Raw genomic sequence first — 22,321 nt, 5'->3', positions numbered from 1 at the left:
TACGGGCACCCCCTTCAAACCCTCATAAAGGGATGCTGGATCTTTGATCAATAAAGGTATTGATTTCCCTGCTCTTTGCAATAACTGTGCCTGCGATTTATCCCCGTTGCTGTTAACCTGAAATAAAGGAAGGGCTTTTTCCCCTGGAAACAGCCTGAAAATTATTGTTACATTTGTTCTGCAACAAGCTGGCTTAATAATGGATATTTCCTCCATTCAATATAAGATTGAACACTACCTTGAGCTTGGCAAACGCTTGTTTTCCACCTCCAGCTTCCAGACCCACAGCGTGGTGCTGCTGCACATCCTAAGCCGCATTGACCGCAGCATACCGGTATATTTTATCAATACTGGTTACCATTTTCCCGAAACCATTTTATACAAGGAGGAGGTGGCGGCCGCTTTCGGGCTGCGCGTGATAGATCTTTTTCCACTGGTGCCCAAGATCATGCAGCGCAACCGGGAAGGGACCCTTCTTTTTACTTCCGATCCCGACTATTGCTGCTATCTCAACAAGGTGCAGCCTGTGGAGGGCCTGCTGGAGCTTTATGATGTCTGGATTAACGGGGTGCGTGCCGATCAGAACAGCCACCGCCAGCAAATGCAGGAAGAACTTATGGTACAGAAAAACACCCTCCGTTATCATCCGGTGTTGCACTGGACAAGGGATATGGTGGAAGAATACATTGAACGTTTTGGCCTGCCCCGTCACCCCCTGGAAGAGAAGGGCTACACCAGCATTGGATGCGAGCCTTGCACTCGCCCCGCTGAAAAAGGAGATGGGCGCGGGGGCAGGTGGTTCGGACAAAAGAAAACCGAGTGTGGCCTCAATGCCGAACTGATTGAAAAAAAAGCCTGAAATCAGCAGGAAAAGAAAGATAATTAAATTGACCTGAGATGAAGATCCTGATCACCGGAGGAGCTGGTTATATTGGCAATGAACTGATTTTTGAACTGCTGAAAGATCCCGCAGTCGAAAAGATCGTAGTTTACGACAACCTGAGCAGGCGCAACCACAACCTCTTTCTCGACCACCGCTACGAGCCGCACAAGATCAAGTTCATCATGGGCGAATTGCTCGATTCGCGCAATCTGCGAAAAGTGCTCGAGGATATTGATGTGGTCTATCACCTCGCCGCCAAGGTTTCCACCCCCCTTGCCTCAGAGCATTCACACCTTTTCGAGCAGATCAACCACTGGGGCACGGCCGAACTGGTCTATGCCGTCGAAGAAAGCCAGGTGAAGCGCTTTGTTTATCTAAGCACCACCTCTGTATACGGTGCTTCCGACGAAATGATCACCATCGATACCCCGCCCGACCCCCGGACTTTTTACGGCAACAGCAAATTGCGGGGCGAGGCCCACGTGGAGCGCCTCTTTGACAAGATGAATACCTGGGTCATCCGTTGCGGAAACGTTTATGGCTACAGTCCCAGCATCCGGGTGGATGCAGTCATCAACCGTTTTATGTTTGAAGCCAATTTTATCGGACGCATCCAGATCACCGGCAACGGAAAACAGCAGAGGGCTTTCATCCACGTCGACAAAGTGGTGAACGTACTTGCCAACCTGCTCCGCGAGGATCTGCCTTCCGGAACTTACAACCTCAGCGAGCACAATGTCTCCATTGAATCCATTGCAGGGCTCATTAAAGAAATCTATCCTTCCCTGGATATGATCTTTGTCAACCAGCACCTGGTAATGCGTGAAATCAAGTTAGCGCCCGACCTTCGCATTCAAAAGCTGCTGTCCCTCCCCCCTGTCATCATGAAAGAAGAATTGATTCACCTAAAGGATAAGTTCTCCTTCTCTTCCTTTAGCAGCTAGGATTAATCCCCAGGAGCTTAATATCCAGGCGATCTCCGAAAGAAAATAAACTGCTCGTAAGGTCCAGGCACAACCCTGTCTGGTCCATTTCTTATTCGGAGTTTAAACGTAGTTCAGACGTAGTTCAGACGTAGTTAAGACGTAGTATAAACGGTTTTACACGTCTGAACTACGTCTGAACTACGTGTCAGATACGTTTGAACTTAGGTCCGGGTATAGCCTTGAAAGGGGATCTTTACGACCTGGACTGGGAGCAATATTCAAGATTGATTGAGAACAAAGGGGGTGAGGTGAGCCTTCTTTAATTTCTCGGGGGTAAAATGAAAAAGGCTGTCTCCGCGTTGTGAGACAGCCTTTTGTTTTTTTATGGCTTGCCTGCTTTACATCAGCATAAACCGCAAGCTAAAGCCGGCATTGGTGTTGACGTTGGTAAACTGGTTCGACACAAAGGGATTGGTGAAGACCCTGTCGTAGAAGAGGCGGAAATTCACCCTGGGGCTTACCTGGTAATCAGCCGAAGTATTGATCGAGAAGGTACGCTGGCCTGCAGAGATCAGGTCCACATCTTCCACCAGCTTGCGCAGCACGGTGCGGTTGGTGCGGATCGAGAGATCAAAGCGCAGCACCAGGTCGCTTTCGATGCGCTGACGGCCTCCGCCCTGTGAGATGTTAAAGGCCAGGTCGCGGAAGCGGTAACCCGTTCCCACGATGATCTCGTTGCTGCTTACATCTGTGATCTGGTTGTTGGCAAAGCTCAGGCCGATGTCTCTCGACTTGCGATATTCGAAACGCGTCAGCAGGCTGTTCTGCCAGGTCATGTCGAAGTTTATCAGCGGGTTGAACTGTTCGCTGATGGATACCTGCGAGATCTCGTATTCCGAAATGTAGTTTCCCGAAGTGGCTTCGCGTGCCTGCTGGAAGCCGTCGGCCGATTCGCGGTAGCGGATATCGGAGGTGAAGTTTCCAATGTTGAAGGTGCTCCGGTAGCCGTGTGCAATGGTCACGTTCTGGAAGTATTTCTGCAAGGCAGGGATCTTGGAAAGGCCATCGTAGGTCAGACGCCAGCTTGGCATGGGAATTTTCAGGAAGGGCGACAGCGATGAGCCTGAGGGATCCCAGCCTGCGTATGCCGCCATAAAGGCAGGGATCATGACATCCTGCGAGGTGGGTCCATAACCCGTTGGGAACCCGGTGATGGAATCGGTGGTCTGGTCCCAGTTAGGGTTCCGGTCTGCCAAACGGAAGGCGATTTGCTGACGGTATTCCTTAAAATTCTCGAAGTTCTCGGAGGTGTTGAAACGGTTGTCGAACGATTCAAACGTAGTCTTGAAAGAGAAGAACGAAATGCTGAAGCTACCCGTTTCCATGGGACTGAATGACCCAAAGTTACCCAATGAGTCGGCTTTGAAATATTCGGAGCGCGACAGGGCATAGTTTCGGATAGCGGTAAATTCTACCCGCAGGTTAGGCAGGGGCTCAAACTGGCTTCTGGCCGAGATGTTCTGCGTATGATTTTTTGCAAACGCATTGTTGAGCATGGGGTTGGTGGTGAGCCACCCTTCCCGTGCCGCCTGTTCGCGGATGTCTTCCTGGCTTCCGAAAATAAAGCCTGTACCCGGAGACATCAGTGTCCAGTTCTGTCCCAGCAGTCCAGGGGTAGGAACAAAGCCTGGAAGGCGCGTACCATTGCTTTCGGTGAAATTGATGGACAGGTTGCGGAACCCCATCAGGAATCGCATGGTGCCTTCAAAAAGGATTTTCCCGTAATCAGGACGTTCCGGTGGAAGGGTATCCTGTTGTTGCTCTTCCTCTTGTGGTGGACGGGGCCGGCCTCCGGGTCGCCGTGGCCCGGCACTGGCCTGGCTCTTCTGATTGATTTCGCGAAGGAAGCCCACTTTATTGTAAAGGTTGACAAAGTTAGCGTTCAGGTTGAGGCGCTTGGTCTGTGAGTTTTCGACCGTGTTGCCCAGTTCCCGGGCTGCAAGGGCTGCAGCAGCCCAGTCGTAATTACCGGCATATTCGGCATTGGCATTGACCCAGTCGAGCAAGGGAAGTTTGTTGATCGGGATATTATAGGTAACCTTCATGCGATGATTGTAGAAGGTGGTGCGCCCGAAACTGCGTATGTTCTCCCAAATGGAGTCGCGTTTCCACTGGTAATCATCCTGACCCCTTTGGATACGGCCTTCCGGCTCATCGATACGGGCATTGTTGGTGGCAGTGAACTCCAGTTTCAGGCCGCGGGTGAGATCCCACCGTAAGTCATACAACCTGTTCCATGCAAAAGTTTTCACATAGTTTGGCTCAAGAAGCACGATGCCTGTGCTCTTGGGGCGCATCAGCGACTCAGCATAACCCCTATCAATATTCGTGCGGAACGACAGCATGCGGGGCATGTAGTAAAAGTTGAAGTCGCGGATCAGGCTAAAAGCCTTATGGCTGAAGAGGTTTATCTTCGAAAAGGGGGTCACGGGATCGGGGTTGGCTGTAAAGTTATAACCCAAAGCGCCGCGCCACTGCCTTTGCAAGTCGTATTCAAAGTCCACGCTCCGCGAATAAATCTCGGTAAAAGCGTAACTCATGTCAAAATTCTCTATGCCATAGATCCTCGAGGGGCCTCCGCCGGTTCGGTTCTTGGCCACATTGGTGAAGTTAAGGCTCTTGCGTCTTGTATAGTCCTGCGCCAGGTGGCGGATGGAGTCGCGCTCAGCTTCGGTCTCATAGGTATCCAGATCATCCTTGAAAAGGATATCAGGGTTCAGCGGGTTATATTGCGGGTTGCTGATGGCTTCCGAGAAGCTGAAGTGCATGGGGATGCGCAGCCCGAAATCCTGCGGGAAGAAACGCCCCAGTTCCAGGTTGGTGGCCAGGTCGTAGGAGGTAAGCTGCTCTTTCGAACGTTCGTTTACCTTTTGTTCAATGCCACCAAATCCCGGCGTACTTAAAAAACCGGCCAGGGTTACATTACCCAAATCAGCCAGCGTGGCATTGAGGCGGCCGTTGGCAGCCCAGCCTCCCTGGTCATCAAATTCATAGAGGCGTAACTCGTTGACCCACACCTCTGCCGATTTGGGACGGCCATCGTCAAGGGGTGTTGTGAAAGTCTTGCGGGGATTGCGTACACCCACCATGATCACCTTTATGCTGCTCAGCGTAGGGGTACCAACAATGGTCATTTTGTTGTTACCATCGGGCTGGGTGAAAGGCACCGTCATGGTTACCCCAGTGGAAGCATCGCGCGAAAGCGAGTTGCGCAGCAGTTTCAACTCCTGCAGTTTGTTGAATTCCAGGTCTATCTCATTCTCTTCGGGCCAGATGCCTCGCTCATTGAGGGCGCTGGTATTCCAGGCCGTAACCCTGAGGGGGACCTCGTATTCATAATAGTTGCTCGTAAAGTCCGATCCCAGCCTGACAAACACCGTTAGTTCGTCATCGCTCAGGTCTTCGGTTTGGCCGGCAGCTTCCGCGTGAGCGAACATCTTCAGGCGGTTGTATTGGCGAACATCCAGATCGGATGTCTTGTAAACGGCACGGGCATCTCCGTCCTTCAGGCCGAAGACGCGCAGCGACAGTGACTGCTCATTGCGCTGCTGCAGGGTCGTGGTGCCCAGGTCGATCTCGCGTTCAATGCCGGGAGGCAACACATAGGGCACCGGCGAACGCTGACCATTCTCTTCCAGGTTGACCGTAAACACCTCGAAAGAAGTGTCGTCATTATCAATGGGCACATATTCACCGGGGCTGGTCAGCGAACGGTCATAGGTGCGCCAGGTTCCGCGTACCAGTTCCAGGGTGGCAAAACGGCAAATAATAGGTTCTTCAAAGCCCTTGAAAAACATGCGCAGGAAACGAATCGACTTGAAATCCTGGATGTTGCCCACAGCCTGACGGTTGGGGTCGCGAAGGGGGATCTTAAACTGGTACCAGCGGATATTCTCCACTTCATTGTTCGCCAGCCTAACGCTGGTTTCCATCACATCGGTGATATAGTTCTGCCCCGAAACCATGTCTTCAGGACGCAGACTCACCTTGTACTGGAAATAACGTTCCGCTTCGTTCAGCGTTCCGTCGCGGTTGATATCTTCGGTGTTGGGAAGATTGGTGGCTGAGGTGGGATAAGCCTCAGGCGACTGCTCCGCTGTCGGACTATTGCGCTCGTTGCCGTTGTAACGCTTGTAACGGTCCAGGATGCTCACCTCCTCCGCATCGTAGTTGGTGCCGCGATAGTAATGATACAGGTCGGAAGACGGATCCTCCAGCGACTGCTGGTAAGCCAGCGAAGAGGTGCCAAAAAGATTGGCGATCACATCCAAAAACTGTTCAGCGAAAAATTCCCGTTCGCGTTCCACACTTAAGCCGTCAAGGCCCACATCCTGATATTGCCGGGAAGCGAGGTCGTTGTCGAAAGCATTGACCACCGCCTGCACTGTGGGTACGATGCCCCAAAAAGTGGTGTCAACATTGATCATTTCTTCGGTAACGGGCAAGCCGTTCTCAAATGCCTTGCGGCCATCGCGCAGCACGTCTTCTGAGACATCCCCAAGGTTAAAATACAGATCCCCTCCCGTATGCTCCGGATTGTAAACAAAGGGATCCATCATCCAGAACTCAATGTACTCGATGTTCGATGCTTCAAAATCTGTTGTCTGTAAGCCTCTTTGCACTCCCCCCCAGCGTGTTTCCGGGTCAATCAGGCTGCCGTCCTGGGCTATCCCCCTGCTGTATGGCGAGGAAAGTGCATCATAGTTATATTGTCCTCTTTCACTGGGATAAAACGCCATGTTCATAATGGCAATGGGCGAGGGGATGCCCGTGGGACTTTCCTTGTTGGGCCATATCTCGGTTTCGAGCACTTCCCTGACAAAGTGGTTCGACCGCTGATTGACGTCATTGCGTAAATGGGTGGGCGTCAGGTTGCTTACCCGGGTAAACAAGGGGTCGATGATATACCATGCCAGTCGGGCTACATTGTAACGGAAGGCTAAATCCGTTCCCGGTGCACCTTCTGGAAACATCCCCGACATGAGCTGATTCTGGGGTGTGCTGGCAATGAACCAGGTCTGCACATTTTTTAAATCGATTGACGACTTACTGCCTTCAAAATCGTCGATATAAGCCGTTCCGGCGCTGCCTATTCGGCGCGAATGCCCGGGGATCAGGTTGGCAAATTCACCCACGAAAGTTAGGCGCGACGCGGTATTGCTGCTGAAGAACGGGAGCTTGTCAAGCACTTTGGTGAGCAGCAGCGACTCGGTGGAATAAGTCGTGTTCAGTCCCCAGATGGTATTGGCAATCGGTTCATCCCCATAGTTCACCTTTTGTGTCAGCGGTCGCTCTGACAGGCGCATGATGGTGGCACCCACATTGAAGTTATCGCTGATGCGGTGATTGATATGGGTTCCCATCAGGGTCTTCGTCTGTATGTTAAACAGGCTGGCGCTTTCCAGCGAAATGCGTATGGGTGTGCCCGAGTTGAGGATCCCTTCGTTGATGATCCTTACGCGGCCAAGGGTATAATCCACGGTAAAGTCCACATTCTCGGTCAGCGGTTGTCCACCAGCCGTTACGATCACTGAGCCCGGGGGAACGTTGATTGCATTCAAGGGGATCTCAGAGCCCGACGAGGACTTGTAGGTGCCCTCCAGCATAAAACGGTTGCGCTCAGGAAACTGCTGTGCACGGTATTTGGTGGTGGTATACAGGGAATCGAAGGCGTATTTGTCACCCAGTTCCGGGTCCTGCAGCATTTCGCGCAGGTGCGACCCGAAGGGCTCCGCCACCGGGAAATAAATGCGACCGTTACTCGACTGTATGGTACCCCCCTGCGTGGCCGCCTGGTCCACAAAGTCAAACACCCCATCGGGAATGGGGTCGAGTTGTGTGTTCAGGCGATCAAGACCCATCACCCGGATCAGCGGCTGGCCCGATATCGGTCCCTCATCGATAAAGCCTACGTTTACGCCCAGTTCCTCACTGTCATACAGGATGTTCAGCCGAAAGTCCTGGGCGTTGATCTGGAAGGCCCCCAGACTGTAAACGTTTTTCATCATCAGGTCCCAGATGGGCAGACGCGTGTCAACCGCAGTACTCTTCAGCAACTTTACGATGAGCGAGTTGGGGGCATTGACCTCGTTTGAGAATTCACCCACCTGGTAAGTCGTGGTGTCACCGATCAGGGTATACTGGAAAGCCACTGCAAGCACCTGGTCGGGATTGACGGCTTGATTCAGTGAAATAAAACCCAGTTTGGGGTTGTAAGTATATTCGTTGGTGCGCAGTAGCCGGGCGTTTTCAACGTTTTCAAAGTCTGTGCCCGAAACAAAGCCTTCAGGACGCTGCTGCAGATAGCTGTTGGCCTGCGACAGGTCTCGGACAGGGGAATCGAAAAGTGTCGAATAAATGTTGTTGGAGTTGTTGGAAGGCGCGGGGTTGAAGCTACTCCCCACTGCGGGGTTGTTTGGGGTCGACTCCCCAAGGTCGGCCATGGCAACGATGTTACGGTTGTTTTCGGTGGCAGCCCCAATATTGGTGATCCACACCTCCAGCCGGGTGATGTTGATATTCGAATTGATGATGGGCAGCATTGACATGGCCTCATCATATTTGTTCCGGAAGAATTGCCCGATGAAATAGTGGCGGTTTTCCTCATATTCATCGGCCTTGATCTCAAACTGGGTCGTCTGCGCGCCGCCCGAGACTTCGATCGTTGATGACTCTGTCTTTTGTTGCGAGAAGACACTGGTAACGGTGGTGTTGCCAAAACGCATCTGGGTCTTGAAACCAAACAACCCCTGTGTTCCCGTAATCAGCGTCCCGGGCAGTGGCAGCGTCACGTCGCCCGCTTCCACCAATTGCAGAATTTCATCTTCTGTTCCCCGGTATTCCACCTTCATGCGGTTCTCAAAGTCGAAGGTGGCCTCGGTGTTGTAGTTGCTCTGGATGTCAATTTTTTCCCCGATCTTGGCCTGAACGCTCAGCTGGATCTTTTGCTGGAAATCAAAATTAGTGGTACGTCGTCTTTTCTCGTCCAGCGAAGGGTCGTCGCGGCGGTTCGACATGACGCCAAAGATCAGTTCAGCTGAACCGGTGGGTCGGATGTCAATGGTGCTGCCCCCAAAAATGCGGTCGAACAATTCTCCGCCAACATAAATCTCAGGAATCACCCCTTCGCGGCGCTCAAAACCCTGGGGGGTAGCCTTATCTCTCCAGTACTGCTGAAGTGCGTGGTCGAAATCGTATGCAAGGTAATCTTCAAAACTGATGTATACAGGGCGGCCAATCATACGGTCGCCCACCTTGCGGGTCTTGACATACATCCCCGATTCCGGGTCATAGTTGATATCGGTGGTGACGTTGGGCGGATCGGCTAAATAAAACCCTCCCTGGGGAGATTCGTAAATAGTGTATTGATCCTCATCTTCATAGGGATATGGAAGGGTAACCGGTTCAACGGGCTGCAGGGTATCCTGCGTAACAACGGGGGGTTGTTGCAACTGTCCTGCTGAGACTCCAACTGAGAAGGCGTCCAGCGCAAACAAGGCAAGGGCCCCAAATAACCAGGCCCCTAAAAATACAATAACAACTCGCCTAATAAACACCAATGTAGTATACGATTATTGCTGAATCAGAAACTTTTTAATGCCTCCTTCACGAGCTCCTCGGTAGTAACCGGGGATCCCTGCTTCTTTTTCAGAATGGCAGCAAGGGCTTTTTGCGCTGCATTTTTAGCAAAGCCAAGCATTACTAATGCAGATAACGCTTCTTCGTGCATAGTATTGTTTGTAAAAACCAAATTTTCGTCTTTAAAAACCCCTTCTTTTTCGAGCCGGTCACGCAGATCGACCACGATACGCTGGGCCGATTTGGCGCCAATGCCCTTGATAGATTGCAGCATGGAAACATTATTGCTTACAATGGCGGTTTTCACTTCCGTGGGGTTCATCGACGAGAGCACCATGCGGGCCGTGTTGGGGCCGATGCCACTCACCGAGATAAGCAGCCTGAAAAGCTCGCGCTCATCCACCCCCGAAAAACCGAAAAGCTGGTGGGCATCTTCACGGATTACCTGGTGGGCGAACAGTTTCACCGAACCCTTTTCAGGTAGCTGGGAGTAAGTGTGCAGCGAGATGTGCAGCATATAGCCAACCCCATGACAATTTACTACCACAAAGGCCGGGTTCTTTTCTTCCAGCGTTCCTTCAATAAATGCGATCATGCGTTTGGTTTTCGGTCGGTAAACAATACCGTGACCCGAATTTCCTCCGGGTCACGGCAAAGATATATAGAAAATAAAATGAAAAAGCCGTGAGATGCTATTGTTTTACGCTTTCAATGGCATTTTGCAGGGCTTGGTCTACCAGTTCTCTTGGGGGCTGGGCAATCAAACCATGTTCAACGAGGAATTCGGTGGTCTTACGGGCATGAATAATGTCGGCCTTTGCCTGGTCGAAAGCTTCCTGCCAGGTCATGGTTTTGCGGGCTACCCCATCCTTGATGGCCTGCATGGCCACGTCGGCGGCTTCCACCGGGAATACATCGGGTTCGTCCATCTTAGCTGTGATGTTGTCCGGATCAATACCCCTTTGTTCGGAGTAACGGGCAATGGCATGTGCGGCGGCAATGGCCATGTTGTCGGTGATCTTGCGGGCTCTTACCATCAAGGCGCCCTTCAGGATGCCCGGGAACCCCAGTGAGTTATTCACCTGGTTGGGAAAGTCACCACGCCCCGTAGCCACGATATAGGCCCCGGCTTCCTTGGCAGCATATGGATAGATCTCGGGAACCGGGTTTGCACAGGCAAACACAATGGGCTTGGGTGCCATGGCCTTGATCCATTCGGGTTTGACCACATCGGGCCCCGGCTTTGAAAGGCTGATCAACACATCGGCATCCTGCATGGCATCCATGATATCTTCAACAAAATCGGGATTGGTCACCTGGCACAGTTCCCATTTGCGGTAAAAGCGCTTGTCGGCCTGGATGTCCTTGCGGTTCAGGTGAAGACTGCCGTGAGAGTCAAACATAATGGCACGTGCGGGGTCAGCTCCTGCAGCATGAATGATGCGGGCGATGGTGGCATTACTGGCACCCGCGCCGTGATACACGATCTTTACATCTTCAATTTTCTTGTCAACCAGCTTCAGCGCATTGATCAGGCCTGCCAGGGTCACGCAGGCTGTACCTTGCGCGTCATCGTGCCAAACGGGGATGTCGCACTCCTCGCGAAGTACATCCAGCACCCGGTAACAATTGGGCTGAGAAATGTCTTCCAGGTTGATCGCCCCAAAGCTATGCTGAACCATTTTCACAAACTCGATGATCTTCTCGGGGTCGTTCTTTCCGTCCTTGCCCTTGCTGTCCACACAGAGGGCCACGCCATCCACCCCGCCCAGGTATTTCATCAGGAAGGCTTTGCCTTCCATCACACCCAGTCCACCCGGAGGCGTGCAGTCGCCATCGCCCAGCACCCGGGTTGAATCACTTACAACTGCTACCAGGTTGCCCCGGTTCGATAGTTCGTACGAGATATCGTTGTCCTCGCGGATGGTCGTCGAGATCTTCGACACCCCCGGCGTATACCAGGCGTTAAACCAGTTAAAGCCCAAAACCGGAGCTTTGGGCAAGGTTTGCATCTTGCCGCTGTAAAACTTGTGCGCCTTCAATGCCAGTTCCTTGTAAAAGAGGGTCTTGGCCTTGGCTTTTTGTTCCTGGGTGAAGTCCTCGGGGAACATCTCATCCAGGTTGTCGAGGGTCAGATTCAACTGCTTCATGAGTTCTGGTTTTATGTTTGAGGTAAAGATATAAATTTTGATTAGTTCGATACCTGCTTTTGATTTATATTTTTTTTGCAGGAGATATTGCAGGAAAAAAAAGCCGGGCTCGATCAGGCCCGGCTAATAAATTTCCGTATGGGTTTAGTTCATTTCGATGATCTGGAACAGGGCATCGAGTTTTGGGGTCAGGATAATCTCAGTACGGCGGTTTTTGCGCCGGGCTTCAGCGTTTTTTGCCGGGTCAATGGGCAGATGTTCGCCACGCCCTGCCACGATGAAACGCTCGGGTTCTATTCTGCCGTGCTTGAGCAGGATCCGCACAATGGCTGTGGCACGCAATACGCTCAGGTCCCAGTTATCGCGGATGGAGGCCCCGGGACGCAAAGGCACATCATCGGTATGGCCTTCGATCATGATGCTGATGTCGGGGTTTAGTTCCAGCACCTGCGCCAACTCTTTCAGGGCCGACTCGCCCTTACTGTCAACGGTCGTACTGCCTGAAGCGAACAGGAGGCTTTCTTCCAGCGAAACATAAACCTTGCCGTTCCTGGTCTCCACTGTCAGGCCATTGTTTTCGAACCCAAGCAATGCGCTCGATACCGTTCGCCGCAATTCCTGCACCACCGCCTCCTGGCGGCTGAGGATGCTTTCCAGTTCGTTGACGCGAGCTTCCTTGGCGGCAAATTCCTGCATCAGCGCATTAAGGTTTTGCTCTTTTTCCCGCAACTCATCTTCGCGACGCTGAAGGTCTTCCTGGGTCTCCTGAAGCTTGCCAAGGATCTGCTGCGTCTCGGTGGCTCGGCCTGCCAGCAGTTTCTCGTTCTGCTCCTGCACCAGGGCGTAGGTGCGGTTCAAGGCCTCGTAATTCTGGGTCAGGTTGCGGATGTTGGTCCCCAGACGTGTGGTATCTTCCACCAGTAGCATGTGGTGGCGGTTCAGCTCGCTGATCTCATCGTTGAGTCCTGCAATGCGTTCGCGTGCATCCTTATTGTCGGCCAGCAACTGGTCAATTTCAAGCGAGCTTTCAAGATAACGCGCCTCCATATCCTGGTACTTGCGCGCCGATACACAACCGCCTGCCATCACGGCGGCCAACAGCATAATGATTATCAGGTTCCGGTTCATAGTTGTGGGGTTTGATTCTTGTTTTTATATAAAAAACGAAATGGTTTTTCCATATTGCTTGAATAAGTAAATGTACGAAAAAAGGCTGAAGATCCGCCTGATTTGAACGCCTGTCATTTAAATATCCGAATCCAGATCCAGCCATACAGGGCAGTGGTCAGAATGCACCACATCGGGCATAATACCGGCTCCCTTCAGCTGCTTCTCCAGGTTGTCAGTCACCATGTGGTAATCAATGCGCCAGCCCAGGTTCTTCTGCCGGGCATTGGCCCTGAAACTCCACCAGGAGTATTGGTGTGGAGCCTTGTCAAAATAACGGAAGGTGTCGATATGCCCTGCCGTAAGGAAACGGCTCACCCACTCGCGCTCCTCGGGCAGGAAGCCTGAAGATTTGGCATTTCTTACCGGGTCGTGGATATCGATGGGCCGATGGCAGATGTTGTAATCGCCTGCCATCACCAAAAATGGACGCTCCCTCCTGAGTTCCAGGATATATTCCAGGAAATGCTCCAGCCATTGCATCTTGAAGGCCTGGCGCTCATCGCCGCTACTGCCGCTGGGATGATACACGCTCATCACCGAGAGCGGGCCATAATCGGCGCGGATCACGCGTCCTTCCCTGTCGTAAAGGGGATTGCCCATTCCATATTCCACGTGATCGGGCTCCTCGCGACTCAGAATCGCAACCCCGCTGTAGCCCTTCTTTTCGGCCGAGTGCCAGTAGCTGCGGTAGCCCAGCTCTTCAAAGTGAAACATCGGAATTTGATCGGGCTGGGCCTTGGTCTCCTGCAGGCATACCACATCCGGTCGCTCTCCCTCGAGCCATTCAAGGAAACCCTTGCTGATGGCTGAACGGATGCCGTTAACGTTATAAGAAATGATTCGCATTTGTTTTTGGTAAAAGGACAAAGATAAGGGTTTTGAATGTTTGAATTGAAAATGGTTAGAAAGAGCTTTTTGCTTTGATGAGGAAGAAGCAGGCATGCTAAAGATCTTGATTGACCGGGAAAGCTTTTAAGGCCTGTTTAGTCTCTTGCAGTTTTACACTTCAGACATAGTTTAGACGGTGTTTATTCGGTTTAAACCGAATAAACACCGTCTAAACACCGGTTAAACCCCTAAGATGGTTACTGGAAATAAGGATTAAAGCAGGCAGCAAAAGCGAAAAAAATTCCCGGGAAGAAACCCTTCATTAAGTTTAATTTCATTGGCTTTTTAAGTCAACGATATGCAAAAGCATGTTGTCAAAAGATAATTCCTGGAATAAAAGGCATTTCCCCAGCTCAGGCAGGAATAGGAAAGAAAGAATGAAAATGGGAGATTACAAAAGGGATCAGGGTGTGTTAAGTTTTTTCTTGTAATAGTTCGAATAGAGTGTCACCGCAGGGTTGTGTCCTGTAACCCTGTCCTTCACCAGAAAGGTGGTTACGGGCGCTTCCGAGTATTTGGTGAACAGGATATCGTGGCCAATGCATAAGCCCACGATCAGGTTCAGGTCGGTCTTGAGGTCGTTGAGGATCATAGCCTGGCCTATTGGGTTGCAGATGGCTTCATAGCGCTCGTCCCTGATCTGGCTAAGCTGGTAATCCTTCTTGTCGATGCCCGAGAATTTACAGCAAATGGTATGGACAGTAAATTTGCTCTGGAGGATGTCCCTCAGTAGTTTTGCCTCGTTGGTCAGCCCCACACAATGGGCTAAGCCAATTGTTTTATAGCCCATCTGTTCGGCAAAGCCGATAATCTCCTCCAGGCGGGTCCATTCCATATAGTGTTCGCCTTCGATCCGGGTTGACACCGCCAGCATCTTTCTGTTTTCCTCCAAACCAAGGGCTTCCCGCACAGGGCCGTCATATTCGCTGAAATCCTGCCCCCGGACGCAGTCCTCGCCCTGGTAACAAGGATAGGTCTTGCATCCAGAACAGTTTACGGTTTTTTCTTCCATCATTCAAAGCATTTACAGAAAGAATTCCCAGGTTCTTTCTTTTTGGATAAGATCATTCAAACTTAATAAAAAATCACCGCATCCTGGTTTTTAGGGTAAGATTGATTCAGAAAACCCTTTTTTTAAGCAGGAGAGGGAAGGTCATGCCATTGGCTTTGCCCTGAGGAAGAGATTAATGCTGCAATACCTTTCCCTTTTGTCAATTATTGAATATATTTGCATTCAAGGTGACAAATCCTGACTTTCAGGAAGTTCCTTTCGGGAACCCCTATTTCTCAAGTCAAACTAAAAACGAAGCCTTATGGAAATCATTACAGATTCAACGCTTGACAGAAACCTGCTGGGGCTCAATCAGGAAGCCATGAGCCATTTGGAAAAGGCCAGGAAATGGACCCTTTTCCTATCGATTATGGGCCTGATCTTTATCGCCCTGATGGTGCTTACACCCTTTTTCGCCATGCGTCATTTCGCCCTGCCCGAAATGCCCGCTTTTGGCACCCCCATGTTTACCCTGATTCCCTTGCTGATCTTTGCGGTGATTTATTTTTTCCCGTTCTGGTACCTGCTTCAATTCTCACGCCTGTCGAAATCGGCCCTTGAAACACGTGACGAAAATACCCTTGCACGTGCTTTGCATTTCCTGAGACTGCATTATCAGTATATGGGTGTGCTGGTCATTATCGGGGCCGTGATTTATTTACTGGCCATCTTCGGGATGATGGTCGGAGTAAGCATGATGAACGCCTTTTAAGGCGGAACTTCAGCATTCTTTTTTCACTTCATTCAGGCCCTGAATGCCCTGGATGTTTGTAACCATTCATCAAGGTTAAAAAGTTTGACTGATGGAAAAGATCAGTATCATCGGTGTAGATGCAAACAACCTCAGCCAGTATCCTGACGTGGTTTGCTTTATCAACCCAAAGCATCCAAGTTTTCCCCATAAGACAGAATGGCTGAAGCAGCGTTTTTCGGAAGGTTTGCAAATTAAGCTGTTGTTTGTGGAAGGCCAGAAAAAGGCTGCCGGTCTGATTGAATATGTCCCTGGACAGTTTGCCTGGCGTGCCGTTTCGGCCGAAGGATACCTGTTTATTCATTGTATTTTTTTGTATCCAAACAACAACAAGGGAAAGGGATATGGTTCGTTGCTGGTCGAATCCTGCCTCGAGGATGCCCGGGAAAGCAATGCCCTCGGGCTTGCCGTGATAACCAGCAAGGGTTCGTTTATGGCCGAAAGCAGGTTGTTTCTGAAGAACGGCTTTGAACTGCTGGAGGAAGATGGTGCAGGCAACCAACTATTGGTCAGGCCCCTGAAGGAAGGGCCCCTTCCGCATCTCAACGACTGGAAAGCCAGGCAGGCCGATTTCCAGGGCTTGCATATCCTTTATTCCAGGCAATGCCCCTGGGTAGCCCGGCTGATTGATGAAATCAGGGAGGAGGGTCTTGAGGACAAATTGAAGATGCAGATCAAAGAGTTGACTGTGCCGTCTGAAGCCCAACAGGCCCCTTCATCTTACGCGGTATTCAATCTCTTGCATAATGGCAGGCTGCTGGCCGACCGTTATGTTTCGGTGACGCGGCTGAAGAATATCCTGGAAAAGGAAAAACTCCTCTGAGCAGGACAATTAAGTAGCTCATACAATTACCTTCCTTTCAGGTTTTCTTTTTTTTTATTTTTTTGACTTCTTGGGTGATGAAACTCTTCGTTGAATTTACATAATTGCATATTATTTTTATATTTGCGAATGATTGGTTTATAAAGTCTTTGATGATCTTCTGCCCGATTTTTCTTGTTTTTTGCTGTTTCCTCTTTTTGTAAAAATATTCATAAGCCATGAAAAAAAAACATTTCGAAGTTTTTTTGATTGCTTTATCGATCATGGTGGCTATCCTTGGGGTGCCTAAGGAAAGTTTTTCACAATCCATAAAGCGTCAAAGCATATCTGCCATGGGTTCAAGTACATTGACCGACGGTATCCTGGTTTCACAAACCGCAGGGCAAGCTTTCAACACCACTGGCATTTCGGATAATAAGGTTGCCATCCTGCCAGGCTTCCAGCAGCCCAATACTTTGTCAATAGAAGCGTTGACGGAACTTTCCCTTGGGGCTTTGGACCTGAAGGTATTCCCCAATCCGGCCAGCTACTCTTTTACCTTACAAAGCAGGGAAGAGCTGGAAGAATCCATTATTCAGGTGTGGGATATGGAGGGACGCCCCATCCTTGTGGAAAGGGTACAGAACCTTCAAACATTCCGGATGGATTGTGAATCATGGGTCAATGGCATTTATTTTATTACCGTTTCGGATCAATCCCAAAGGAGTAGCACATTTAAACTTGTAATCTCAAAATAATCCTGCGATGAAAATCATAAAACAAATTGTTTTGCTTGCAAGCGTCATGGTCTTTTCAGCCCCGCTTATTGCACAGTCGAGCCTTTCCGCAGAGGTCTCACAAGCCTACACTTCCTTCCTGTTTACCGCCAGTGATGGACAACAGCTCAACAAGGAATACCTTGGAATTTTCAATGGTGCCTATGGTTTTGGATACCGGTATGTGACCGATGGCGGCTTCGTAGTCCGGTCGGTGATTGGCATGCGAAAAGCAGGTGCCAGCCTGGTTTATGATGACATGAACTATTCCTGGGACCTGCAATATGCAGATTTAAAGGCTGGCCTCGGCTACATGTACAGGTTTGAGAAAGTCTTTCCCTACCTGGTGGCCTCATGGTACACCTCTTACTTGCTGAGAGGCTTCCAGACCCTTAATAATGAAGATTTCAACATCACTAAGGCTGATTTGCTGAAAAGGTGGGACTATGGGCTGGTCATTTCCCCCGGGGTTGAATTAAAGCTGTCGGAATCTGTTGCCGGCTTTGCCGAATTCAATTATATCCGCGGGCTGCAAAACATTGAAACGGATGAAGGGCAAAAAGCCAGCAATGTGGCTTATTCCCTGACCCTGGGTCTTTCCTTTAACCTTTCCAAGTAATGATTAACCTAAAAGCAAAAAAGATGAAAAATATTTTATACCTGGTTGCATTGCTGTTCACAGCCATGACCCAAAATGTTTCCGCTCAGAATATTGGGGACCTCAATGGGATTTATTACCAGGCGGTGGCCGTTGATGAAACCGGCCAGGAGATCGTGGGTATGGATATTGAAGGCAAGCCCTTGTATCATAAAGCCATTGGGGTGCGCTTTACCATTACCAAAGGACTGAATGGACCCATTCAATGGCAGGAGACGCATACCACCACCACCGACAAGTATGGCTTGTTTTCACTGGTCATTGGCCATGGAGAGCAAACGGGAAACGGCGGCTATGAAAGATTGCTTGATTTACCCTGGATTGATGCCGATCAGTTTCTCAAGGTTGAAATTGCTACAAGAAACGATGGCAATTACAAAATGGTCAGCTACCAGCAATTCATGTCGGTGCCCTATTCCTTTTATACCGATGACATTGCCGATAATGCCATCACCACCGAGAAGATCCTCGACTATACCATCCTTAACCAGGACATGTCCACAGGGAGTATTGATACCCGTACCCTCCTGGATTATACAATTCTGAATGAAGACATTGCCACGGGTTCTGTGGATACCAGGACCCTGCTTGATTTCACCATCCTCAATGAAGACATTGCTACTGGGTCGGTTGATACCCGCACCCTGCTCGACTTTACCATCCTGAACGAGGATATTGCCACTGGCTCAGTCGACTCCAGGACAATCCTTGACTCCACCCTGGTCAACCAGGACATTGCCACCGCTGCCGTTGATACCCGCACCCTGCTCGACTTTACCATCCTGAACGAGGATATTGCCACGGGCTCCATTGACACCAGGACCATTCTTGACAACACCCTCCTGAATCAGGATATGGCTACTGGTGCCGTGGACACACGCGTTCTCCTTGACTTAACCATCCTGAATGAAGATATCGCCACGGGTTCGGTGGATACAAGGACTTTGCTGAACAATACTATTATAAATGAAGACCTCTCCACGGGTTCTGTTGATTCTAGGGCCATCCTTGACAATAGCCTTGTGAATATCGACCTGGCAACGGGTGCAGTGGATAGCCGCACCATTTTGAATGAAACCATCCTTAATGAGGACATTTCCAATTCAACCATCGACCTGACTACCAAAGTCACCGGCATTCTTCCGGTGGAGAACGGTGGGACGGGACTGGACGCCAGCCTGGCAGGCGACGGGCAACTGTTAATCGGCAATGCTACAACCGGTGATTTCGACATTGGCAATATTTCTGCCGGTTATGGCATCGTGGTAAACAACTCCCCGGGAGGGATCCAGATCGCCTCTACCATTACTGGCGGGGTCAACTCGAATGCCAACACTACGGTAAATCCCGGAAACATTACTGCTGGCTCAAGATGGCTTTCACCTACCTTCGTGCTTCAGCAACCCGAGGACTTTCCTGCCGTTGAGATGGGCGATATCCTCATTGCATCGGCCGATGTTAGCCTGCAAGGCTGCCTGATGAACGTTTACCTGGAAAGCGTGAATAATGGCACCGCCCATGCCAGGGTAGCCATTTTCAATCCGGGGAATACCCCCGTCAATTTAGGCAATGGGGTTAACATCAAGATTTTGGTTGTAAAATAAGGCCTTGATGGTCATTTCTGGCCAGATTCTCCATAAAACAAAAAACCGCCCGTTTAAAAAGGCGGTTTTTTGTTTTTCTGAAAAAAGGATCTGCAATGTGCGGATCACAGGGATTTTATTTTATCATAAGCCTTCCCGAGAACGACTGGTTTCCGGTGAGGATGCGGTAGAAATAAAGCCCTGCTTTTTCCCTTTCGCCGGCAAAACCATTCCAGAACCAGGTGTTGATGCCGGGAAGACCTTCCTGCTCCTGGCGAAAGACTTGCTTACCCTGCAGGTCGAACACTTCCAGTGTCACCATGCCTGCACGGCTTAGGGGTATTTCAAACCAGAAGCCTTTTGCAGATGGGTTGGGGTATACCTTTGCCTGGTTGTTCAGGGTTTCAAGGGGTTCTTCCGATGAGAGCGGCAGGCCGTGATCAGGGAAGGCCACCGTGGAATAGAGGCGATACTCACCAGGCTCAAGGGTGATGGCATCCGTGGTGTTGGTAACATTCAGCGTTTGTCCGCTGAAGTATTCGTGCCAGGTGCCCGTTTGCTGGAAGTTGGGAATGGTGACGAACTCTTCGATTCCAAAGTTTCCGATGATGGTCACCTTATTGTTGGGATGGTTCAGGTGAATCCGCTTGACATTGCCCGCCAGGTCCAGCGTAAAATCTTCAGTGCTGAATACCTCCTCCGAGGTTTTCAGATTGGCCATCAGCGAATAAATGTCGTAAACCCGCTTGCGCCTCCAGTCATCGAAGTAATCCCAGCGCACAGGTTTGGGATCGGTGCGGCACTCATCACTGATCTCCCCGTTGTGGGGACAGTAGTTGATGGAATAATCGTAGCCCAGCTCGCCAAACTGCCAGATCATCCTCGGGCCGGGGATGGTAAGGAGAAATGTTGCGGCCAGCTCGGCACGGCGCAGGGCAATGCTCAGATCCTTGATGTTGTATTGCGGATTATTTGAATTACCATAGGTAATGTTCTTGTACATCATCCTTTCCTCATCGTGGCTTTCCATATAACCCACCAGGTGGGGGTTGTCGTAATCCCTGGCGTTATAGGAGATCCACTGGAAATTGCTCTCGGGGATCCAGCCCATGGCCGCTTCCAGGTAGTTGTGGTTCATGTTGCCCCAGATCATCATCCCGTAATTGGCCAGTTCCTTCTCCTCGCTGTTGTCGGTGAAATGCTCAAGGATGACATAGGTGTCGGGGTTGACGGTCCAGATATGGTCAGCCATTCTTTTCAGGAGTCCAACCCGCACGGCATCATAATTCCAGCCCTGACCTCCCGACTGCACATTGGTGAAGCCCTTGGTGAAGTCAAAGCGGAAACCATCGACTTTAAACTCGGTCAACCAATACTCATTCACGCGGTCAACAAAGGCCTGGGTATAGGGGCTCAGGTGATTGAAGTCGGCACCCCAGCACCAGGGCTCGTGGGGGCAAGTGACATTGTACCAGGGGTTGTCGGAAGAGGGCTCCCAGAAGTTTTCGCCCGAATACATATGGATCAGGGGAGATTGCCCAAAGCTATGGTTCAATACCATGTCAATCACAACAGCTATGCCGCGGCTGTGGCATTCATCAATGAACGCCTTGTAGTCGTTCATCGTGCCATAGGCCTTGTCGGTGGCAAAGTAGAACGAAGGGTTGTACCCCCAGGAGTTATTGCCTTCGAACTCATTGATGGGCATCAGCTCAATAACATTTACGCCCAGGTTCTGCAGGTAGTCGAGCGAGTCCCTGACCGTTTTGATGGCACGGGTGTCCACAAAGTCGCGGATGTGCAACTCATACACTACCATATCCATTGGGGCAGGCGGTGTAAAATCAGTCACCTGCCATTGGTATTCGGCCTTGCCTGGATGGATGACACTCACGATGCCTTCGGTCTTGCCTGCAGGGTAAGGCTTCAGGTTGGGGTAGTTGAAGCTTTCGATCCACTGATCATTCCAGGGATCGAGAACCTTATGCGTGTAGGGGTCGGCCAGGCGTATCTCTCCGTCAATATAATACTGATAGGCATATTCGGTATCGGGGGTTAGGCCGTCGAGGGTAATCCAGTAATATTCCCCGTCAGGGGTGCGGTTCATATAATAGTCCTCGTCGATTTCCCATTCATTGAAATCGCCGATCAGGAAGACAAATTCCTTCATTGCTGGCGGGTCGTGCAAAACCAGTGTCACAGTACTTGCATCCAGGTAGTTGGCCCCGCTGATCAACCCTTCGGGAAGGGCTGCCACAGGCACGCTGCCCCTTACATAAAAGTAAGTGGTGGCCTCCACGGTTTCTTCGTTCTCGTCTTCGGCTACCAGCCTTACATCATAACGGCCTTGGCTTGTCGCTTCCCAGTCATATGATAAGGTAGCCTCGGTGGAGGTGGAAGTAAGTTCATCATTAACAAAAAGGGAAATCAAAACCGCATCGTTGGCAGCGCCCGAAATAGTGACAGTTTCTCCCAATTCAAAGATGGGTTGCAGCCCGATGGGCGATGTGATGGTCACGCTCAGGCCCGCCTGCACCACTTCCAGGAAAATGTCAGGGCTGGTCTGAAGATAAGGATCATTGGCCGAGCGAATCACCAGGCATATTTCAGTAATCTGCAGATTTTGGGGGACGCCATAAAATTCGCGGATGCTGGGTTCAAGGATGAGTTCATACAGGTTGTCGCCTATTTCCGTCCACTGGGGTTGGGTCTCGTTTTCTCCCCAGTCGCCGATCACATATTTCCAGCGGCCATTGTCACTGGGGTTGGTTGCACCTTCGATGGTTACTCCCGTATGCGAATAAATATTGCCATCATAATCTTCAAGGGCAGTGCCAACGGCATTGAAGGTCAGCACCACTTCATCGGTAGCAGTGGGTAGAGGCGGGTTCATGGTGACCTGTGCGAAAATCCCCTGCAGGCCAAAGCCCGTTAAGAGGAAAATAAACAGGGACAGTTTGGGAAAAGCGTTTTTCATTGATGTAAAATATAGATTGACAGGATAATAATTAAACAAGAAAAAGACGCCAGATGTTTATCTTTCAG

14 protein-coding genes are annotated in these 22,321 nt (G+C 50.5%); 7 read left to right on the top strand and 7 right to left on the bottom strand.

Going from position 1 to position 22,321, the window contains the following annotated elements:
- Nucleotides 1-199: 199 nt before the first annotated feature.
- Together V2I46_11495 and V2I46_11490 are read left to right on the top strand one after the other, a co-directional pair.
- Complete coding sequence (locus tag V2I46_11495) at nucleotides 200-859, top strand: phosphoadenylyl-sulfate reductase (GenBank protein MEE4178121.1); 660 nt, start codon at nucleotides 200-202, stop codon at nucleotides 857-859.
- A 38-nt stretch (nucleotides 860-897) separates the two neighbouring features.
- Nucleotides 898-1,827 carry an SDR family oxidoreductase gene (locus tag V2I46_11490; protein ID MEE4178120.1) on the top strand — a complete coding sequence of 310 codons (930 nt, stop codon included), beginning with the start codon at nucleotides 898-900 and terminating at the stop codon, nucleotides 1,825-1,827.
- Between the two features lie 380 nt (nucleotides 1,828-2,207).
- On the opposite strand, the gene sprA is transcribed toward V2I46_11490, so the two are convergent.
- The 6 genes from sprA to V2I46_11460 all read right to left on the bottom strand — a co-directional run bounded on the left by sprA (nucleotide 2,208) and on the right by V2I46_11460 (nucleotide 14,667).
- Nucleotides 2,208-9,425, bottom strand: coding sequence for a cell surface protein SprA (gene sprA, locus V2I46_11485; protein MEE4178119.1), 7,218 nt, complete (start codon nucleotides 9,423-9,425; stop codon nucleotides 2,208-2,210).
- Nucleotides 9,426-9,451: 26 nt separating this feature from the next.
- A complete protein-coding gene (gene ruvA / locus V2I46_11480) occupies nucleotides 9,452-10,042 on the bottom strand; it encodes a Holliday junction branch migration protein RuvA (GenBank protein ID MEE4178118.1) in 591 nt (196 codons plus the stop codon).
- Nucleotides 10,043-10,139: 97 nt separating this feature from the next.
- The gene (locus V2I46_11475) at nucleotides 10,140-11,597 is read right to left on the bottom strand and encodes an NADP-dependent malic enzyme (GenBank protein ID MEE4178117.1); all 1,458 of its coding nucleotides are present in this window, start codon (nucleotides 11,595-11,597) and stop codon (nucleotides 10,140-10,142) included.
- A gap of 144 nt (nucleotides 11,598-11,741) precedes the next feature.
- Nucleotides 11,742-12,725: an OmpA family protein gene (locus tag V2I46_11470; protein ID MEE4178116.1), complete on the bottom strand. Its 984-nt coding sequence runs from the start codon at nucleotides 12,723-12,725 to the stop codon at nucleotides 11,742-11,744.
- Nucleotides 12,726-12,842: 117 nt separating this feature from the next.
- Nucleotides 12,843-13,613, bottom strand: a complete 771-nt coding sequence (locus V2I46_11465) for an exodeoxyribonuclease III (protein MEE4178115.1) — start codon at nucleotides 13,611-13,613, stop codon at nucleotides 12,843-12,845.
- 445 nt (nucleotides 13,614-14,058) lie between these two features.
- Nucleotides 14,059-14,667: a DUF1847 domain-containing protein gene (locus tag V2I46_11460; GenBank protein MEE4178114.1), complete on the bottom strand. Its 609-nt coding sequence runs from the start codon at nucleotides 14,665-14,667 to the stop codon at nucleotides 14,059-14,061.
- A gap of 301 nt (nucleotides 14,668-14,968) precedes the next feature.
- Here V2I46_11460 and V2I46_11455 point away from each other — a divergent pair, with 301 nt between their 5' ends.
- The 5 genes from V2I46_11455 to V2I46_11435 all read left to right on the top strand — a co-directional run bounded on the left by V2I46_11455 (nucleotide 14,969) and on the right by V2I46_11435 (nucleotide 19,297).
- Nucleotides 14,969-15,418 (top strand): hypothetical protein, encoded by a 450-nt coding sequence (locus V2I46_11455; protein ID MEE4178113.1) that lies wholly within the window; start codon nucleotides 14,969-14,971, stop codon nucleotides 15,416-15,418.
- Between the two features lie 91 nt (nucleotides 15,419-15,509).
- Entirely contained in the window at nucleotides 15,510-16,280 is a 771-nt protein-coding gene (locus V2I46_11450) for a GNAT family N-acetyltransferase (GenBank protein ID MEE4178112.1), read from the top strand.
- A gap of 218 nt (nucleotides 16,281-16,498) precedes the next feature.
- On the top strand, nucleotides 16,499-17,017 hold the full coding sequence (locus tag V2I46_11445) for a T9SS type A sorting domain-containing protein (protein ID MEE4178111.1): 519 nt from the start codon (nucleotides 16,499-16,501) through the stop codon (nucleotides 17,015-17,017).
- Nucleotides 17,018-17,024: 7 nt separating this feature from the next.
- Complete coding sequence (locus tag V2I46_11440) at nucleotides 17,025-17,654, top strand: outer membrane beta-barrel protein (protein MEE4178110.1); 630 nt, start codon at nucleotides 17,025-17,027, stop codon at nucleotides 17,652-17,654.
- A gap of 23 nt (nucleotides 17,655-17,677) precedes the next feature.
- Nucleotides 17,678-19,297 (top strand): hypothetical protein, encoded by a 1,620-nt coding sequence (locus V2I46_11435; protein MEE4178109.1) that lies wholly within the window; start codon nucleotides 17,678-17,680, stop codon nucleotides 19,295-19,297.
- Between the two features lie 115 nt (nucleotides 19,298-19,412).
- Here V2I46_11435 and V2I46_11430 read toward each other — a convergent pair whose 3' ends face one another.
- Nucleotides 19,413-22,253: an alpha-amylase family glycosyl hydrolase gene (locus V2I46_11430; GenBank protein MEE4178108.1), complete on the bottom strand. Its 2,841-nt coding sequence runs from the start codon at nucleotides 22,251-22,253 to the stop codon at nucleotides 19,413-19,415.
- Between the last annotated feature and the right edge of the window lie 68 nt (nucleotides 22,254-22,321).

It is taken from the genome of Bacteroides sp., from assembly GCA_036351255.1.
In the GTDB taxonomy this organism is placed as follows: domain Bacteria; phylum Bacteroidota; class Bacteroidia; order Bacteroidales; family UBA7960; genus UBA7960.
The sequence above is the reverse complement of the archived record's forward strand: the minus strand, read 5'-3'. Positions and strand labels throughout refer to the sequence as shown.

Bases quoted from the DNA above. Each gene is read 5' to 3' on its own strand.
- V2I46_11435 (MEE4178109.1), top strand. From the start codon at position 17,678: ATGAAAAATATTTTATACCTGGTTGCATTGCTGTTCACAGCCATGACC.
- V2I46_11450 (MEE4178112.1), top strand. From the start codon at position 15,510: ATGGAAAAGATCAGTATCATCGGTGTAGATGCAAACAACCTCAGCCAG.
- ruvA (MEE4178118.1), bottom strand. From the start codon at position 10,042: ATGATCGCATTTATTGAAGGAACGCTGGAAGAAAAGAACCCGGCCTTT.
- V2I46_11465 (MEE4178115.1), bottom strand. From the start codon at position 13,613: ATGCGAATCATTTCTTATAACGTTAACGGCATCCGTTCAGCCATCAGC.
- V2I46_11470 (MEE4178116.1), bottom strand. From the start codon at position 12,725: ATGAACCGGAACCTGATAATCATTATGCTGTTGGCCGCCGTGATGGCA.
- V2I46_11490 (MEE4178120.1), top strand. From the start codon at position 898: ATGAAGATCCTGATCACCGGAGGAGCTGGTTATATTGGCAATGAACTG.
- V2I46_11430 (MEE4178108.1), bottom strand. From the start codon at position 22,253: ATGAAAAACGCTTTTCCCAAACTGTCCCTGTTTATTTTCCTCTTAACG.
- V2I46_11440 (MEE4178110.1), top strand. From the start codon at position 17,025: ATGAAAATCATAAAACAAATTGTTTTGCTTGCAAGCGTCATGGTCTTT.
- V2I46_11460 (MEE4178114.1), bottom strand. From the start codon at position 14,667: ATGGAAGAAAAAACCGTAAACTGTTCTGGATGCAAGACCTATCCTTGT.
- V2I46_11455 (MEE4178113.1), top strand. From the start codon at position 14,969: ATGGAAATCATTACAGATTCAACGCTTGACAGAAACCTGCTGGGGCTC.
- V2I46_11495 (MEE4178121.1), top strand. From the start codon at position 200: ATGGATATTTCCTCCATTCAATATAAGATTGAACACTACCTTGAGCTT.
- V2I46_11475 (MEE4178117.1), bottom strand. From the start codon at position 11,597: ATGAAGCAGTTGAATCTGACCCTCGACAACCTGGATGAGATGTTCCCC.
- V2I46_11445 (MEE4178111.1), top strand. From the start codon at position 16,499: ATGAAAAAAAAACATTTCGAAGTTTTTTTGATTGCTTTATCGATCATG.